16 protein-coding genes are annotated in these 15,970 nt (G+C 70.6%); 8 read left to right on the plus strand and 8 right to left on the minus strand.

From position 1 onward, the window contains the following. Positions 1-37: 37 nt before the first annotated feature. The 3 genes from ACIREI_RS03630 to ACIREI_RS03640 form a co-directional block, all read right to left on the minus strand. Positions 38-613, minus strand: coding sequence for a TerD family protein (locus ACIREI_RS03630; protein WP_403326971.1), 576 nt, complete (start codon positions 611-613; stop codon positions 38-40). Between the two features lie 198 nt (positions 614-811). Beyond that, entirely contained in the window at positions 812-2,959 is a 2,148-nt protein-coding gene (gene uvrB, locus ACIREI_RS03635; protein WP_403326973.1) for an excinuclease ABC subunit UvrB, read from the minus strand. Positions 2,960-2,999: 40 nt separating this feature from the next. Continuing rightward, positions 3,000-3,866, minus strand: a complete 867-nt coding sequence (locus ACIREI_RS03640; RefSeq protein ID WP_403326975.1) for an MHYT domain-containing protein — start codon at positions 3,864-3,866, stop codon at positions 3,000-3,002. A gap of 278 nt (positions 3,867-4,144) precedes the next feature. On the opposite strand from ACIREI_RS03640, the gene ACIREI_RS03645 reads away from it, so the two are divergent. The 3 genes from ACIREI_RS03645 (at position 4,145) to ACIREI_RS03655 (ending at position 7,183) form a co-directional block, all read left to right on the plus strand. After that, positions 4,145-5,014 (plus strand): glycerophosphodiester phosphodiesterase, encoded by an 870-nt coding sequence (locus ACIREI_RS03645; protein ID WP_403326976.1) that lies wholly within the window; start codon positions 4,145-4,147, stop codon positions 5,012-5,014. Between the two features lie 64 nt (positions 5,015-5,078). Next, on the plus strand, positions 5,079-5,633 hold the full coding sequence (locus ACIREI_RS03650; RefSeq protein WP_403326978.1) for a methylated-DNA--[protein]-cysteine S-methyltransferase: 555 nt from the start codon (positions 5,079-5,081) through the stop codon (positions 5,631-5,633). A 263-nt stretch (positions 5,634-5,896) separates the two neighbouring features. After that, positions 5,897-7,183 carry an MFS transporter gene (locus ACIREI_RS03655; RefSeq protein ID WP_403326980.1) on the plus strand — a complete coding sequence of 429 codons (1,287 nt, stop codon included), beginning with the start codon at positions 5,897-5,899 and terminating at the stop codon, positions 7,181-7,183. A gap of 49 nt (positions 7,184-7,232) precedes the next feature. Here ACIREI_RS03655 and ACIREI_RS03660 read toward each other — a convergent pair whose 3' ends face one another. Beyond that, on the minus strand, positions 7,233-7,661 hold the full coding sequence (locus ACIREI_RS03660; protein ID WP_403326982.1) for a VOC family protein: 429 nt from the start codon (positions 7,659-7,661) through the stop codon (positions 7,233-7,235). Positions 7,662-7,760: 99 nt separating this feature from the next. Here ACIREI_RS03660 and ACIREI_RS03665 point away from each other — a divergent pair, with 99 nt between their 5' ends. Next, positions 7,761-8,669 carry a pseudouridine-5'-phosphate glycosidase gene (locus tag ACIREI_RS03665; protein WP_403328022.1) on the plus strand — a complete coding sequence of 303 codons (909 nt, stop codon included), beginning with the start codon at positions 7,761-7,763 and terminating at the stop codon, positions 8,667-8,669. Between the two features lie 74 nt (positions 8,670-8,743). Next, complete coding sequence (locus ACIREI_RS03670; RefSeq protein ID WP_403328024.1) at positions 8,744-9,634, plus strand: carbohydrate kinase family protein; 891 nt, start codon at positions 8,744-8,746, stop codon at positions 9,632-9,634. Positions 9,635-9,687: 53 nt separating this feature from the next. Here ACIREI_RS03670 and ACIREI_RS03675 read toward each other — a convergent pair whose 3' ends face one another. Next, on the minus strand, positions 9,688-10,482 hold the full coding sequence (locus tag ACIREI_RS03675; protein WP_403326984.1) for a methyltransferase domain-containing protein: 795 nt from the start codon (positions 10,480-10,482) through the stop codon (positions 9,688-9,690). 314 nt (positions 10,483-10,796) lie between these two features. Here ACIREI_RS03675 and corA point away from each other — a divergent pair, with 314 nt between their 5' ends. Beyond that, on the plus strand, positions 10,797-11,924 hold the full coding sequence (corA, locus tag ACIREI_RS03680) for a magnesium/cobalt transporter CorA (protein ID WP_403326986.1): 1,128 nt from the start codon (positions 10,797-10,799) through the stop codon (positions 11,922-11,924). A 99-nt stretch (positions 11,925-12,023) separates the two neighbouring features. Here the strand turns inward: corA and ACIREI_RS03685 are convergent, their stop codons facing one another. The 3 genes from ACIREI_RS03685 to ACIREI_RS03695 form a co-directional block, all read right to left on the minus strand. Beyond that, positions 12,024-12,461 (minus strand): CBS domain-containing protein, encoded by a 438-nt coding sequence (locus tag ACIREI_RS03685; protein ID WP_403326988.1) that lies wholly within the window; start codon positions 12,459-12,461, stop codon positions 12,024-12,026. Between the two features lie 157 nt (positions 12,462-12,618). Next, a complete protein-coding gene (locus tag ACIREI_RS03690; RefSeq protein ID WP_403326990.1) occupies positions 12,619-13,032 on the minus strand; it encodes a PPOX class F420-dependent oxidoreductase in 414 nt (137 codons plus the stop codon). 156 nt (positions 13,033-13,188) lie between these two features. After that, on the minus strand, positions 13,189-13,830 hold the full coding sequence (locus ACIREI_RS03695; RefSeq protein WP_403326992.1) for a uridine kinase: 642 nt from the start codon (positions 13,828-13,830) through the stop codon (positions 13,189-13,191). A gap of 510 nt (positions 13,831-14,340) precedes the next feature. Between ACIREI_RS03695 and ACIREI_RS03700 the strand changes: the two genes are divergently transcribed. Then, positions 14,341-15,036 (plus strand): DUF2293 domain-containing protein, encoded by a 696-nt coding sequence (locus ACIREI_RS03700; protein ID WP_403326994.1) that lies wholly within the window; start codon positions 14,341-14,343, stop codon positions 15,034-15,036. Positions 15,037-15,346: 310 nt separating this feature from the next. After that, positions 15,347-15,826 (plus strand): DUF1772 domain-containing protein, encoded by a 480-nt coding sequence (locus tag ACIREI_RS03705; RefSeq protein WP_403326996.1) that lies wholly within the window; start codon positions 15,347-15,349, stop codon positions 15,824-15,826. Positions 15,827-15,970: the final 144 nt, after the last annotated feature.

Raw genomic sequence — 15,970 nt, forward strand, 5'->3', positions numbered from 1 at the left:
CGCCGCTTGCCGGGCCGCTCCAGAGGTCCTTGATGTCCTACAGGTGCGGCAGGATCGACGGCATCAGGTCCTGGAAGGTGCGGCCGTTGGCCGGCGTACCGAGGGCCGTCATCGTCCAACCCGGGCCGTTGCGGTGCACCTTCGCCATGATCTGGGCCGTGTAGGCGCCGCCGCCCGCGAGGGTGTAGCGGGCCAGCTCCTGACCGTTGGTCTCGTCGACCAGGCGGCAGAACGCGTTCTGCACCTCCTCGAAGGTCTGGCCCGTGAAGGAGTTCACGGTGAAGACGATCTGGTCGATGTGGACCGGGATACGCGCGAGGTCGACGAGGATCGCCTCGTCGTCGCCCTGGCCGACACCGCCGACGAGGTTGTCACCCGTGTGGCGCACCGAGCCGTCGTCGCTCACCAGGTGGCGGAAGAAGACGACGTCGACCGGCTGCTTGTCCGCGAACAGGACCGCGGAGGCATCGAGGTCGACCTCTCGCGTGCGCGACCCGAACAGGCCGCGCCGGGGAGCCGCCTGCCAGCCGAGACCCATGCGCACCGCGGTCAGGCTGCCGCCGTCGTTCTTCTGCAGACTGATGGCCTGACCCTTGGTCATGTTGATGGTCACGTGCCGATTCCCCTCTCGAGCTGTCCCCTGTTGGCCGCGGACGCCGCGGATGACCAGAACCCTACGCAGGGGCACTGACAGTGCCGTACCCCGGTCCGCACTTTGTGTCGGTCTTGCAACACAGCGCGTGCTCGACATGCCCTGGCAGGCAGTTCGAGGGCGCCGGTTCCAGAGCGTGGACCGGCGCCCCTGGTCCCGTCAGGCCAGACCCGCCTCCTTCATCTGGCGCAGCTCCTTCTTCATCTCGGACACCTCGTCACGCAGCCGGGCCGCGATCTCGAACTGCAGATCCGCGGCGGCGGCGCGCATACGCTCCGTCAACTCCTCGATCTGCTCGGCGAGTTCGGCCGCCGGACGGTCGGTCGGCACCGTCTCCTTGGCCTTGCCCTTGGCGGGCTTGGCGGCCTTCGCACCCTTGGCCGCCTTGTCACCGAGGGAGGGCACGGGGGCCTTGGTGCCCCGGCCGTCCTTCTTGGCGCGGTAACCCGTGCCGAGCAGCTGCTCGGTGTCGACGTCCTCGCGGGCGATCTGCGCGACGATGTCGTTGATCTTCTTGCGCAGCGGCTGGGGGTCGATGCCGTTCGCCTTGTTGTACGCGACCTGCTTCTCCCGGCGGCGGTTGGTCTCGTCGATGGCCTTCTCCATCGCCGGGGTGATCTTGTCGGCGTACATGTGGACCTGGCCGGAGACGTTGCGCGCCGCGCGGCCGATGGTCTGGATGAGGGAGGTGCCGGAGCGCAGGAAGCCCTCCTTGTCGGCGTCGAGGATCGCCACCAGGGACACCTCGGGAAGGTCGAGGCCCTCGCGCAGGAGGTTGATGCCGACCAGGACGTCGAACTCGCCCGCACGCAGTTCGCGCAGCAACTCGACGCGGCGCAGCGTGTCGACGTCGCTGTGCAGGTAGCGCACCTGGATGCCGAGCTCCAGGAAGTAGTCCGTGAGGTCCTCGGCCATCTTCTTGGTGAGGGTGGTGACCAGGACGCGCTCGTCCTTCTCCACGCGCTCCCGGATCTCGTGGACCAGGTCGTCGATCTGGCCCTCGGTGGGCTTGACGACGACCTCGGGGTCGACGAGGCCGGTGGGGCGGATGATCTGCTCGACCTGGCCGTCCGAGCGGGAGAGCTCGTAGGTGCCCGGGGTCGCCGACAGGTAGACGGTCTGCCCGATGCGCTGCTGGAACTCCTCCCACTTCAGGGGGCGGTTGTCGAGGGCGGAGGGCAGGCGGAAGCCGTGGTCGACGAGGGTGCGCTTGCGGGATGCGTCGCCCTCGTACATGGCTCCGATCTGCGGCACGGTGACGTGGGACTCGTCGATGACGAGCAGGAAGTCGTCCGGGAAGTAGTCCAGCAGGGTGTTGGGCGGGGAACCGGGCGCGCGGCCGTCGAAGTGCATCGAGTAGTTCTCGACACCGGAGCAGCTGCCGATCTGACGGAGCATCTCGAGGTCGTACGTCGTGCGCATCCGCAGGCGCTGGGCCTCCAGGAGCTTGCCCTGCTTCTCCAGCTCGGCGAGGCGCTCGCCCAGCTCCTTCTCGATGTCGTTGACGGCCCGCTCCATGCGCTCGGGGCCCGCGACGTAGTGGGAGGCCGGGAAGACGTACAGCTGCTCGTCGTCGCTGATGATCTCGCCGGTGAGCGGGTGGAGCGTGGACAGGGCCTCGATCTCGTCGCCGAACATCTCGATGCGGACGGCGAGCTCCTCGTAGACCGGGAAGATCTCGATGGTGTCGCCGCGCACCCGGAAGGTGCCGCGGGTGAAGGCCAGGTCGTTGCGCGTGTACTGGATGTCCACGAAGCGGCGCAGCAGCTGATCCCGGTCGATCTCCTCGCCGACCTTGAGGGGGACCATGCGGTCCACGTACTCCTGCGGAGTACCGAGGCCGTAGATGCAGGAGACGGAGGCGACCACGACGACGTCGCGGCGGGTGAGCAGCGAGTTGGTCGCGGAGTGGCGCAGGCGCTCGACCTCCTCGTTGATCGAGGAGTCCTTCTCGATGTAGGTGTCCGACTGCGGGACGTAGGCCTCGGGCTGGTAGTAGTCGTAGTACGAGACGAAGTACTCGACGGCGTTGTTCGGCAGCAGCTCGCGGAATTCGTTCGCCAGCTGGGCGGCCAGCGTCTTGTTCGGCGCCATCACCAGGGTGGGGCGCTGGAGCTTCTCGATCATCCACGCGGTGGTGGCGGACTTGCCTGTGCCGGTCGCGCCGAGCAGGACGACGTCCTTCTCGCCGGCCTCGATGCGCCGGGCGAGCTCGGTGATGGCCTGCGGCTGGTCGCCGCTGGGCTGGTAGGGGCTGACGACCTCGAAGGGCGCCACCGTGCGTTCGATGCTGGAAACGGGCCGCATGGAATCAACCGTACGACCCGCCACTGACAACGCGGCCCGATCAGTGGTTTTGCGGGGTGCGGGGGCCTCGCTGCCCGAGGGCGCGGCGGGGGCGCAGCGGCGGGCGGCGGGCCGGGTGCGGGACGGCCGCGTGGGCCGGAACACCGGGCTTGTGCTCGACGGGGGCGCCGGCGGGCTTCCCCATGACCATCTTCGGGTCGAACAGCATGACGGCGCCCGCGAGGAGCAGGAAGGCGAGCGGGCCGATCATCATGGGCGCGAGCAGGGCGGCGGGTGAGTCGCCCGTGGAGGGGGCCTCCGTGCCGTGCAGATGGACGCTGAGGGCGGCCATGCCGGTGTAGTGCATGCCGCTGACGGCGAGGCCCATGACGAGGCTCGCGCCCACGCTCCACATCAGCCCTCTGACCTGTCCGGCGGCCCACAGAGCGGCGGTGGCCGCCACCATGGCTATGGCGACGGAGACGGCGACGGTGAGGGTGTTGTACTCCAGCTTGCCGTTGAGCCGCATGCCGGCCATGCCCAGGTAGTGCATCGAGGCTATGCCCAGGCCGGTGATGGTGCCGCCGGTGAACAGGGCCGCTCCGCTGGCTCCCTTGTAGCCGACGATGAAGATCCCGATGCCCACCATGACGATGGCGACGGCCAGGCTCGCGAACGTCATCGGTTTGTCGTAGTGGATCGGCGTCTCCTTGACCGTGAACCCCATCATCGCGACGAAGTGCATGGTCCAGATGCCGGAGCCGATGGCCGCCGACCCCAGGGCGAGCCAGCCCGGCCGCCAGGACTGCGAGACGAGCATCGATCTGGTGGTGCAGCGCAGACCGAGGGCACCGCCGAGGCAGGCCATCAGGTAGGCCACCAGCGGTGTGACGAGTCCGTAGCTGAATCCGTCGATCGTGCCCTGCATACGCAGCTGCCTTTCCCGCCCTCTTACGTCCCGGAAATCCGTGGAATGCGCCCCCTCCCAGGACCGCCCGAGCGGTCAGGGTTGAGGCAGAGAGTAACCCCCACCGGAATGGTCGAACGATTCTCCGGCAAAGAAACACGGCCTTGCCCCAGTTGTGCGGCACGAGTGAGCGGGCCCGGGCAACTCCATTCAATCTGTGGCCATTCTGTACACCCCCGCCGTTGACCCTCTGCTGTCACAGTTGAGCTGTCCGTGATCGTTCGACGCGAGGAGTACGCATGTACGCGCGCGCTGTAGCCGCCACGACGACCGCGCTCCTGGGAGCCGCCGCCCTTCTGCTCCCCGCCTCCGCCGCCCGGGCCGGTGCCGAGCGGCCCACGATCATCGCCCACCGAGGTGCCTCCGCGTACGCCCCCGAGAACACGCTGGCCGCCGTCGACGAGGCCGCCGAGTTGGGCGTCAGCTGGGTCGAGAACGACGTCCAGCGCACCAAGGACGGCGAGCTGGTCGTCCTCCACGACGACAATCTGAAGCGCACGACCGATGTGGAGGAGGTCTTCCCCGACCGGGCGCCGTGGAAGGTGAAGGACTTCACCGCCGCCGAGATCGCCCACCTGGACGCGGGCAGCTGGTTCGGCCCCGCGTACGCGGGCGAGCGCGTACCGACGCTGGAGCAGTTCATGGACCGCGTGGAGCTGCACCACCAGAAGCTGCTCCTGGAGATCAAGAACCCCGATCTGTACCCCGGCATCGAGCGCCAGACCCTCAAGATCCTGGGCAACGAGGGCTGGCTCGACCCGGACCACCTCGCGGGGCGGCTGATCGTGCAGAGCTTCAGTACCGAGAGCATGCGAACCGTCCACGAGCTGAAGCCGGCCGTGAAGACCGGATTCCTGGGCACGCCGGCTGTGGCGGACCTGTCCTGGTACGCGACCTTCGTCGACCAGATCAACCCCTCGCACTCCTCCATCTCCGCGGACTACGTCGCCTCCGTCCATGAGTTCGAGGGACCCCGGGGCGGGCCACTGGAGGTCTTCACCTGGACCGTGAACGACGCGGACACCGCCCGGCTGGTCGGCAGGTACGGGGTCGACGGCATCATCACCAACAGTCCCGACGTGGTGCGGGACGCGTTCCCCAAGGGCTGAGGCCAGGCCGGCAGCCGGCGCCCGCTCCCGGGGCGTTGTCAGTGGCGGGTCGTACGGTGGGCGCATGGACAGCCATGGGCAGTACGAACAGCAGGTCGTGTGGGCCGTCGTCGGTACCGACATCGGTCCGCTGATGCTGGCCGCGACCGGCGACGGCCTGGTCAGCGTCGTGTTCCACGCCACGGAGAGCGTGCGCGACCAGACGCTGGACCGACTGGCGTCCCGGCTGGGCGCCGAGCCGGTGGAGGCACCCGGCTCTGAGCTGCTGGCCGAGGCGATACGTCAGGTGGAGGAGTACTTCGCGGGCTCCCGGCGCGACTTCGAGCTGCCGCTGGACTGGTCGCTCATCTCCGGCTTCAACCGGCAGGTGCTGCGCGAGCTGGCGTCCGGTGTCCCGTACGGCACGGTCGTCGGATACGGCGACCTGGCGGGACGGGTGGGGCAGCCGGGCGCGGCCCAGGCGGTGGGGATGGCGATGGGCGCCAACCCGCTGCCGGTCGTCGTGCCCTGCCACCGGGTCGTGGAGAGCGACGGCGGCATCGGCGGGTTCGGCGGCGGCCTGGAGACCAAGCGGAAGCTGCTCGCGCTGGAGGGCGTGCTGCCGGAGCCGCTGTTCTGAGGCTTTCGGTCTCCGGGAGTGTGAGGGCTTTCGGTCTTCGCGCAGTGTGAGGGCTTCCGGGTCTTCCCGAGTGGGACGGGCGAGAGAAGACTGGCGAGGAAAGAGGGGGAGACTGCGCCTGTGACGACACCTTTCACCCGGCTGCACGCGGCCGGCTTCACCCACCTGTACGCGGCCGGTCCGGTGTGCTGTCCCGTGCCGGCAGGTCCGGCGGGCCGCTCCATGTGGGCCACCCGGGCGCGCCGTACAGCCGGGTGTGCATCGTGACCGCCGTCGTGCGAGGGAGCGTCGCGTCCGTCACGCCCGACCGGTTGCCGGCCCTGCGGCGCCGTATATCGGCCGTGCTGATCGCGACACAGATCCTGGGCGGGCTCGGCGTCGCCACCGGCATCGCGCTCGCGGCCGTCCTGGCGACGGAGGTCAGCGGCACCGAGTCGCTGGCCGGGCTCGCGCCCACCGCGACCGTCGCCGGTACGGCGGTGCTGTCGATGCCGCTGGCCGCGCTGATGACCGCACGCGGACGGCGTCCCGGACTCGTCCTGGCCTATCTCATCGGAGCCGTGGGCGCCGGTGTCACGGTGATCGCGGCCGGCATCGGGAGCTTTCCGCTGCTGCTGTGCGGGATGGCCGCGTTCGGCGCGGCGTCGTCGGCGAACCTCCAGGCGCGGTTCGCGGCCGCCGATCTGGCCGAGCCGGAGCGGCGGGCCCGGGCCATCTCGCTCGTCGTGTGGGCCACCACCATCGGCGCGGTCGTCGGCCCGAACATCGCCTCCCCCGCCGGTCGGAGCGTCACGGGCCTGGGGATACCCGCGGCAGCGGGTCCGTTCCTGTGGGCGGCCGGGATCTTCCTGATATCCGCGGTCGTGGTGGCCGTACTGCTGCGGCCGGACCCACTGCTGACGGCGCGTGCGCTCGCGCCGGCCGAGGAGCAGTCGCCCGCGGCGCGTTCACTGCGCGCCGGGATGGCGGCCGTGGCCGCCTCGCCGCGAGCGCGCCTCGCGGTGGTGACCGTTGCCGTGGCGCACACGGCGATGGTGTCGGTGATGGCGATGACTCCGGTCGACCTCGCGCACCACGGCGCGGGCATCGATCTGATCGGTCTGGTCATCAGCGGCCACATTGCCGGCATGTACGCGTTCGCGCCGCTCATGGGGCGGTTGTCGGACCGGCTGGGGCGGCTGTCCGGGATCGGGCTCGCCGTGGGGCTGCTGGCATGCGCGGTGTTCCTCGCCGGTACGGCAGGCGGCAGTCACGGGCAGACGGCCGTCGGTCTCTTCGTGCTGGGCCTCGGCTGGTCGGCGGGGCTCGTCTCCGGTTCCGCGCTGCTCACGGACTCCGTTCCGCAGCCCGCACGGGCCGCTGCCCAGGGACTGTCGGACCTCGTCATGAACGCCTCCGCGGGCGTCGGTGGCGCGGCCGCGGGGCTGGTCGTCGCCCGGGCGAGCTACGGCTGGCTGAACTTCACCGCCGCCTGCCTGCTGCTCCCGTTGGCGGCGCTGGCGCTGTTCACGCGGGGCGGACGGGCCGCCGACGTTCCGGTGGGCGACTGACAGGGCCGTGGCCGGGGCGCCACGCACGTGTGACCCCCTTCGCAGCGTGCTAGTCGTAGTGCCGGGCCTCGAAGACATTGCCGTCGGGGTCGCGGAAGTAGAAGCTGCGCCTGGCCTTGCCGCGGGCGCCGAAGGAGTCGTACGAGTAGTCCGACACGGGTACGTCGTGCTCCTCCAGGTGGGTGCGCAGCGCGTCGAAGTCGGCCTCCGGCAAGGAGAGGCAGACGTGATTGACCGGGTGCCCCGCGCTCCGGGCGGCACCGGGGAGCATCTGCATGCGCTCCGCCATGGCCATCGGCATGAGGTCGAGGATGGTCTCCTCGTTGACGCGAGCCGAGGGAAACGGCGCCTCGCCGGCGGTGAACTCGGTGAGCCTGATCGATGCCATACCGAGGGTCTTCTCGTAGAACTCGGCCGAGGCGGCCGGGTCGCGCACCCACAGGACCACATGGTCGAGACGTGTCGTGTTGTCGGTCATGCGTCCCAGGCTGGTGGCGTCTCCCACAGGCCGCAAGGGTTTGACCGGGCGTGCCGCCTGCCAGAGATGAGGGAAGACCGAACGACAGGAGGCATGCGCGTGGCGCTGGTGGTGTCCGAAGAAGTGCGGGAGGCGATCAACGCGCGTCAACCCGTGGTAGCCCTGGAGTCCACGATCATCGCGCATGGGCTGCCGCGCCCGCGCAATCTGCAGGTGGCGCTGGAACTGGAGGACGTCGTACGGCGGGAGGGCGCGGTTCCCGCGACGATCGCCGTGCTGGACGGGCGTCCCCATGTGGGGCTGGACAAGGAGCAGTTGGAGCGGATCGCGAACGAGGACGGGATCCGCAAGCTGGGGCACCGGGATCTGCCGCTCGCGGTGGCCGCCGGGGCGAGCGGGGCGACCACGGTGTCGGCGACGGCTCTGCTGGCGGCGCTCGCCGGCGTGCGGGTGTTCGCGACGGGCGGGCTCGGCGGTGTGCACCGGGAGTGGACGGTGACGCAGGACGAGTCGGCCGACCTGGGGCTGCTGGCGCGTACGCGGATCACCGTGGTGTGTGCCGGGGTGAAGTCGATCCTTGACGTCCCGGCGACCCTGCAGCGTCTGGAGACCCTCGGTGTCGCGGTCGCCGGCTACCGCACCGAGCGCTTCCCCGGCTTCTATCTGTCCGACTCGGGGCATCCGGTGGACTGGACGCTTCAGTCACCTCAGGAGGTGGCCGAGGTGATGCGTGCTCAGGACGCGCTCGAAGGGCCCGAGTCGGCGCTGATCGTCGCCAATCCGGTTCCGGAGGCGGAGCAGTTGGATCCCGCGCTGCACGCGCGCGTGCTCGCCGACGCGCTGCACGCGTGCGAGGAGCGGGGCGTCACCGGTCAGGCGGTCACGCCGTTCCTGCTGGACTACTTGGTACGGCACACGGACGGTGCCTCACTGAGCGCAAATCTCGCGGCGGTGCGCGGCAACGTTCGGCTGGCGGGACGGATCGCGGCGGCCTGGGCCGGAGCGTGAGCGAGCCGGGGAGCGGGACGGGGAGCGGCGGGGTCGGCCAAGGGCCCGCTCCGGCCGACGAGTGCGGGGGCGCGCTGCTGGTCGTCGGGGACGTGGTGACGGACGTCATCGCCCGCCACCGGGGGCCGCTCGCCTCGGGCACGGACACGGCTGCGGCGATCCGGACGGTGCCGGGCGGCGCGGGCGCCAATGTGGCCTGTTGGGCCGCGTATTGGGGCGGCAATCAGGTGCGGCTCCTGGGGCGGGTCGGCACGGACGCGGCCTCGTGGCACGAGCGGGAGCTGGCCGCGAGCGGAGTACGGCCCCGTCTCGTCGTGGATCCGCAGGCGCCGACCGGCACGGTGATCTGCCTGGTCGACACGGGCGCCGCTGCCGAGCGGACATTCCTCACCGACAGCGGGGCGTCCCTGCGGCTCGGCCCCGAGGACTGGTCGGACACGATGCTGGACGGTGTCGCCCGACTGCACCTCTCGGGCTACCTGTTGTTCTCCGAGCCGAGCCGGGCGCTGGTGGCGGCGGCTCTGGCGTCGGCACGCGCACGGGGTGTGCCGGTGAGCCTGGATCCGGCGTCGGCCGGTTTCCTCGTGGAGCTGGGCGTCGGCCGTTTCCTGGCGCTGGTGGAAGGGGTGGACGTCCTGCTGCCCAGCCGTGACGAGGCGTGTCTGCTCACAGGGTTGTCCGACGCGGCGGACGCGGCGGCCAAGCTGAGCCGTCAGGTGCCGTTGGTGGTGGTCAAGCAGGGCGCGGACGGCGCGCTGGTGGCGCGGTCCGGCGCTGTGCGCGCCCATGTCCCCGCCGCGCCGGCGACGCCGAGGGACACGACGGGGGCGGGCGACGCCTTCACGGGCGCCTTCCTCGCGGCCCTGCTCTCGGGCGCCGGGCCCGAGGATGCGGCGCGGGAGGGGTGCCGGGCGGGTGCGCTGGCGGTGAACCGGGTGGGTGGAAGGCCGCCCGCGGAGCGGTGACGGCGACCGGCTGCTGCCGACTGTGCGAAGCCATGTCAGTTCTCGGTCCTCCGCTACGCCTTGCGGCCCCATGCCGAGATCATCGGGGCGGTGGCCAGGTCCATGCCTCCGGCTGCGACGTTGGCGAGGTGGCGGTCGATGTCCTTGTCGGTGGCGAGGCCCTCGGTGACGAGCCGGTCGCGGATCTGGCGGATGGTGGCGGACTCCAGAGCGGCGCATGCGGGCGAGGCGACCGGGAAGTAGGCGTCGGCCTCCACCTGGCGCAGACCTGCCTCACGGAGCAGGCGCGGGAGCCGGCGGCCGTAGGAGAGGTCGGCGCCCCGGTCGGCGAGCAGTTCGCGGAAGCCGTTGCGGAGTCGGTTCGCCAGCTGCTGTTCGGGGCCGTGCTCGTCGGGGCAGACGAGGGGCTGCAGAGCGGGGTCGGCGTCCTCGATCAGGAGCCGGCCACCGGGGCGCAGGGCACTGATCATCGAGCGCAACGCCCGTTCGCGGTCCGGTACATGCACGAGCACGAGCCGGGCGTGCACCAGGTCGAACTCCTCTCCCGGCGGCTCGTCCGCACCCACGTCGTGGACGCGGACCTCGACCGGCGGACGGGCGGCCGGGGTGAGCTGTGTGGTGTCGATGTCGGTCGCGACGACCCGTCCGGTCGGGCCGACCTTCTTGGCCAGCCAGGACACCACGGAGGTGCCGCCGGCACCCACCTCCCAGCAGAGCCAGCCGGGCCCGACACCGAGCCGTTCGAGGTGTCGGAACGTCGTGGGATCGAAGAGAGTGGCGAAGGCGTCGAAGCGCTCGCCCGCCTCGTCCTGCTGATTACCGAGGAGATACCCGTGGGTTCGCGTCATGATGCGATCATCCCAGTTGCCCGGCTTGTCCGGAGAAGGCGACGCTCGGCAGGGCGGTCCCGAATTCGGCAGGACGGCCCTGAATCCCGTAGGGCTGTGCCTGCCGAGTGGCGAGGCCGGGACGGACCCTTCATCCACAGCCAGGAACAAAGCGGAACCACCTGCTCCCACAGGCTTACCCACGTCTCCCACCCACCTGGCAAACTGGCGGGCCAGGGCGCACAGATGCGGCGCACCGCGAGCGAACCGATGGGGCCGGAGCGTCCCGGAGGCGAGTCGCACTTCAATGGGGAGATCCACGCAAGGAGATCCAGATGTCCATGGCAGGGAATCTGCGGAAGGTCACGGGCCTCAGCAAGGTCGGCGGCCTCCGCAAGGTGGCACGGCTGACTCGACGGCGCCCCCGCGTCGACCTCAGCCATCCCGCCCGGTCCCCGCTGGGCTCCTCGGTGGTGAACTGCGTGACGTACCGGGACGGCGTACGGGTCCCGGAGAGCGGCGATCTGGTCGACGTCGTGCAGAAGGTGCGCAAACGCGGCGCGGGCTTCGTCTGGCTCGGCCTCCATGAGCCGACGGATCAGGAGTTCGCGGGCATCGCCGAGCTGTTCGCCCTGCATCCACTGGCCGTCGAGGACGCGGTCGAGGCGCATCAGCGGCCGAAGCTGGAGCGCTACGACGAGACATTGTTCGCGGTGTTCAAGACGGTGTGCTACGTCGAGCACGAGGAACTCACGGCGACGAGCGAGGTCGTGAACACCGGCGAGATCATGGTCTTCGTCGGCCGGGACTTCGTGATCACGGTACGGCACGGTCGGCACGGCTCGCTGGGCCCGTTGCGCGAGGAGCTGGAGTCGAGCCCCGAGCAGCTGGCCAAAGGTCCCGCCGCGGTGCTGCACGCGATCGCCGACCATGTGGTCGACGACTATCTGAGCGTCACCGACTCGATGCAGGAGGACATCGACCAGGTCGAGACGGACGTGTTCGCGGAGAACGGCGCGCGGGCCGACCCGGGCCGGATCTACCAGCTCAAGCGGGAACTCCTCGAGCTGAAGCGGGCCGTGGTTCCGCTGAGCCGCCCGCTCGAGGAACTGGCCACTCGGCCCATCCGGGTCGTCGAGCCGGAGATACAGGCCTACTTCCGCGACGTCTCCGACCATCTGCTGCGGGCCAAGGAGCAGATAGCCGCCTTCGACGAACTGCTGAACTCGATCTTGCAGGCGCACCTGGCACAGGTCACGGTCGCGCAGAACGAGGACATGCGGAAGATCACCGCCTATGCCGCGATCGTCGCCGTACCGACGATGGTGTGCGGGCTGTACGGGATGAACTTCGACTACATGCCGGAGCTGCGCTGGACGTACGGCTATCCGCTGGTCATAGGCGTGATATCCGTGGCGTGCGTGACGCTGTACCGCGGCTTCCGACGCAACGGATGGCTCTGACGCTCCCCTCGGCGGGCTCACGGCCGACCGCGGTGCGTCCCCGTCCGGCGCGGTCGGCCGGGCGGGGACGGCACATCAGGTGAGGGGACGTTCGCCGGGTCAGTGGGTCGTCGGCGCCGTGGTCCTGGCGTAGACGCTCTCGGCCCAGTGGGCGACCTCGTCCTCCGGCAGGTTCCGGGCCAGATCGGCCTCGCTGATCATGCCGACCAGGCGCTTGTTCTCGATGACCGGGAGCCGACGGATCTGGTGCTCCTTCATCTCCCGGAGCACCTCGCTGATGTCGGCGTTGGCATCGATCCAGCGCGGGGTGCCGTGGGCCATCTCGCCGGCGGTGACCTTGCTCGGGTCGCGCCCCACGGCCACGCAGCCGATGACGATGTCGCGGTCGGTGAGGATGCCGCAGAGCCGCTCGTTCTCGTCGCTGATGGGCAGGGCTCCGACGCCCAGCTCGCGCATGAGCTGGGCGGCGCGGTCCAGGGTCTCGTGGGCCGGGATCCACTGGGCGCCACGGTGCATGATGTCTCCGGCAGTGGTCATGGAGTACCTCCCGATGCCGGACGGCCGGCGCGGCGCGGGACGCACCGCTAGTCCCGGCGCCCTTCATTCTCGCCGTGCCGCCGGGCGCCCGCACCCGGAACCGAGCGGTGGCGGGACCCGGCAGCGGGCGGTAACGGTCCCCAGCAGCAGGTGGCGATCAGGCCGAGAAGCCCACGATCTTCCGCGGGACGACGCGGATGATCACTCGGGTCTCGTCGTCCTTCTCGGCGGGCGGGTCGATGCCGAGGTACTTGTGCGAGAGCTCGAAGGGGAGCCGCTTGGCGTCGTCCGGGAGTATCTCGGCGGTGCCGCGGATCTCGACGGAGGTGTAGGGGTTGGCGAGGTCGTAGACCGAGACGCTGATGCGGGGGTCGCGACGGAGGTTGCGCACCTTCTGGCGGGCGTCGACGGAGGAGAAGAGCACGGTGTCGCCCTCGCGCTTGATCCAGACCACCGAGTTCTGCGGGGCGCCGTCGGGACCGAGGGTGGCCACGCTGGCGAAGTTCCTGCCGTCGAGGAGGGAGCGGACGGAGTCGTCGAAGGAGATCGGATCAGTCGTGGAGGTCGTCATGGGGACAGATTAATGAATGCACGTGCATACAGAAGGGGTTTTGCCGAGTCGGACTCAGCTACTCAAAGACGCAAAGGCTCACCACTCAACCGCCCGCCCCCCTACCGCCCTACCGCCGAGTCCCTCAACCGCCCAGCCGCCGAGCCGGCCTGCCTCTCAGCCGCTCCACGCCGGGTGCCGCGGGTCGTCGGCACGGACCAGGACGTCCGCCGTACCGGCGGGGTCGGTCTCGTGGTCGTAGCGCTCGAAGGCGGGGAGGGTCCAGTGGTCGGCCTCGGGGGTACGGCGGCGCAGGGCACCGGGCGAGAGGAGGACATGGACGGTCAGGTCGAAGGGGAACCAGTGCCGCAGCAGGAGGGGTCCGTGCAGCAACAGCAAGCCGCCGGGCGGGAGTTGGGCGTAGGAGCTGCGGGTGGCTCGGTCGGTGACCGGGTCCCACAGGTCGGGCAGGACGCGACCGTCGCCGCCGGGTTCGAGAGGGCCGAAGACCTCGCGCCACAGGGCGCCGGTGTCGAACCAGCCGTCGTAGTAGGCGTCCACGTCCTGGTGGCCGTACTCCAGGCGGACCGAGGCGGGGCGCAGGAAGCCCTCCGTGCCGATGGTGAGCGAGGGACGGCCGCGTATGCGCAGCGCCTCACCGACGCGCTCGGCGAGGTCTCCCGGGCGCGCCGCCGGGGCACCGTCGAACGCGATGCGCGGCCAAGGGCTGCCATCGGCCGGCTTCAGGTCGCACAGCCGCTCCGCCAGCAGGTCGCCGAGCCGGTCCCAGGTGATCGCTTCGAGTCGCACACGGCCCATGATGCGGCAGGAGGTGGCCGGGGTGCGGGGCGCTCCGCGGCCCCGTTACCGCGGTCCCTCCCACCCCTGCCCTCGCTCACCCGCACGCTCGCCGCCGCCCTGCCCCTCACACTCCCCCTGACACTCGTCCCCGCCCTCACCCTCGTCATCACCTTCACCCTCGCCCTGCCCCTCGCCCTCCCCTTCGTCCCGACCCTCTTCCCCGCCCTCACTCTCACCCCCGCCCCCGCCCTCACCCTCATCCCCGCCCTCACCATCACCCTCGTCCCGACCCTCGCCCTCGCCCTCGCCCTCGCCCAGACCATCCCCCGAATCCGACCAGCCCGCCCCCAGGCCCGAACCGCCCGCACCCGAACCCGACCAGGCCGCCCCGGACCCGACCACACCGTTCCGCAGACACACCCCGTCGCGTTCCGGAGCCGGTCGGGTGGCCTCCCCGGCCTGATCAGACGGCTTCTCGACCCCGGTCAGGGAGTTCCCCGGGCCTGCCCCGAGGGGAATGAACCCCGTATGGCACCGCTCGCAACTCCCCCGCCCCGAACCGGCCTTCTCGTGATCCAGCCCCTCAAGCGGCGGCACTGTGCGGAGTGTCATGCGGGACCGTTGCAGATGCTCGTGCTGGAGGAGGGTGCGCCGCGGTGTCTCGACTGTGCCGACCTCGGGCATCTGGTGTTTCTGCCGCGCGGCGACACGGCGTTGACGCGTCGGTCGCGGGAGGAGAGCGCACTCTCGGCGGTGGTCGTGAGGTTCAACCGACGCAGGAGCCGTTATGAGCGGCAGGGCGTCCTCGTCGAGGAGGCGGGGCTCGCCCGCGCCGAGGAGCGGTGCCTGGCGGACGCGGAGGCGCGGCGGCGCCGCCGGGTGCGGGACGCCCGGCAGCGGGCGCGGGAGGACGTGCGGTTCGCGGAGGCGTTCGCGGGGGAGATACGGCGGCTGTTCCCGGGGTGCCCGGCGGGCCGGGCGCGGGACATCGCCGCGCATGCGTCGGTACGGGGCAGTGGGCGGGTGGGGCGGAGTGCGGCGGGGCGGGCGTTGTCCGAGGCGGCGGTGACGTCGGCGGTCGTGGCGTCCGTACGGCATATGGACACGCCGTACGACCAGCTGCTGATGAGCGGGGTGCCGCGGCACGAGGCTCGGCGCCGGATCGCGGCGGCGGTGGAGTCGACGTTGCGGGCGTGGCGGGCGGAGGTGTCGGGGGTCGGCTGAGAGTCCCCCAGGGTCGGGAACAGCCGAGCCGATGCCGCCGCGCGGGGCCCGGGGGCGAAGCGGAGGGAAGGAAACCGCTGGGAAGCGAACCGCCGGGAGACCAACCGGCCCTGCGAGGCGCACTGCCTCAAGACGCGACGCTCATCGCAGCGCCCGCGTCCGTCCTGCCGGCCGCTCAGGCAGACTCACGCAGGTACTGGCACAGGTGCTCGCGCCGCTCGGCCATAGTCACTGATCTTGTACAAGTTGCACTGGTATTGCTGGAGGCGGCCGGGCAGGATTCCGGCGGGATGCGGGAGTTGACGTTGACATGATTGAGGGACCGTACTTCGTACTGATCGTGATCGGTGTGGTCGGCACCGGTCTCGTGGCCGGGGTCTTCTGCGCCTTCTCGACCTTCGTGATGCGTGGGCTCGCCGCGCTGCCGCCCGCGCAGGGCGTGGCCGCGATGAAGGCGATCAATGTGGCGGCGTTGCTGCCGGCGTTCATGCTGGTGTTCATAGGGTCGGCGGTGCTGTGCGCGGTGATCGCCGTGGTGACGTTCGTGCTCTGGCCGGAGGAAGCGACGGTGGAGTTGCTGCTGGGCAGTGCGCTGTTTCTGTTCGGCTCGTTCGGGGTGACCATGGTGGCGAACGTGCCGCGCAACGAGGCGCTGCTCAAGCTCGACGCGGGCACTCCGGAGGCGGCCGCCTACTGGCCGACGTACGTGCGCGAGTGGACGGCGTGGAACCACGTCCGCGCGGTCGCCTCGGCCGCCGCGGCGGTGTCCTACGTGCTGGCCCTCAGCTGACGCGCCCCCGCCACCCGGGGAGAAAGCGCTGTCCCGCCACTCTGCGCCCGTGGCCCGCGGGACGTATCGTGGCCGGAAGAGTGCCGCCCGATGACGTACGGCTCCCACACGTCACACGCGCACGCGCACACGAGGAAGACGGCC

Origin of the sequence: Streptomyces sp. NPDC093591 (genome assembly GCF_044764885.1) — a bacterium.
In the GTDB taxonomy this organism is placed as follows: domain Bacteria; phylum Actinomycetota; class Actinomycetes; order Streptomycetales; family Streptomycetaceae; genus Streptomyces.

Excerpts from the sequence above, each read along its gene's own strand:
- uvrB (WP_403326973.1), bottom strand. The coding sequence starts at position 2,959 with ATGCGGCCCGTTTCCAGCATCGAACGCACGGTGGCGCCCTTCGAGGTC.
- ACIREI_RS03640 (WP_403326975.1), bottom strand. The coding sequence starts at position 3,866 with ATGCAGGGCACGATCGACGGATTCAGCTACGGACTCGTCACACCGCTG.
- ACIREI_RS03645 (WP_403326976.1), top strand. The coding sequence starts at position 4,145 with ATGTACGCGCGCGCTGTAGCCGCCACGACGACCGCGCTCCTGGGAGCC.
- ACIREI_RS03650 (WP_403326978.1), top strand. The coding sequence starts at position 5,079 with ATGGACAGCCATGGGCAGTACGAACAGCAGGTCGTGTGGGCCGTCGTC.
- ACIREI_RS03660 (WP_403326982.1), bottom strand. The coding sequence starts at position 7,661 with ATGACCGACAACACGACACGTCTCGACCATGTGGTCCTGTGGGTGCGC.
- ACIREI_RS03675 (WP_403326984.1), bottom strand. The coding sequence starts at position 10,482 with ATGACGCGAACCCACGGGTATCTCCTCGGTAATCAGCAGGACGAGGCG.
- corA (WP_403326986.1), top strand. The coding sequence starts at position 10,797 with ATGTCCATGGCAGGGAATCTGCGGAAGGTCACGGGCCTCAGCAAGGTC.
- ACIREI_RS03685 (WP_403326988.1), bottom strand. The coding sequence starts at position 12,461 with ATGACCACTGCCGGAGACATCATGCACCGTGGCGCCCAGTGGATCCCG.
- ACIREI_RS03690 (WP_403326990.1), bottom strand. The coding sequence starts at position 13,032 with ATGACGACCTCCACGACTGATCCGATCTCCTTCGACGACTCCGTCCGC.
- ACIREI_RS03695 (WP_403326992.1), bottom strand. The coding sequence starts at position 13,830 with ATGGGCCGTGTGCGACTCGAAGCGATCACCTGGGACCGGCTCGGCGAC.
- ACIREI_RS03700 (WP_403326994.1), top strand. The coding sequence starts at position 14,341 with ATGGCACCGCTCGCAACTCCCCCGCCCCGAACCGGCCTTCTCGTGATC.
- ACIREI_RS03705 (WP_403326996.1), top strand. The coding sequence starts at position 15,347 with ATGATTGAGGGACCGTACTTCGTACTGATCGTGATCGGTGTGGTCGGC.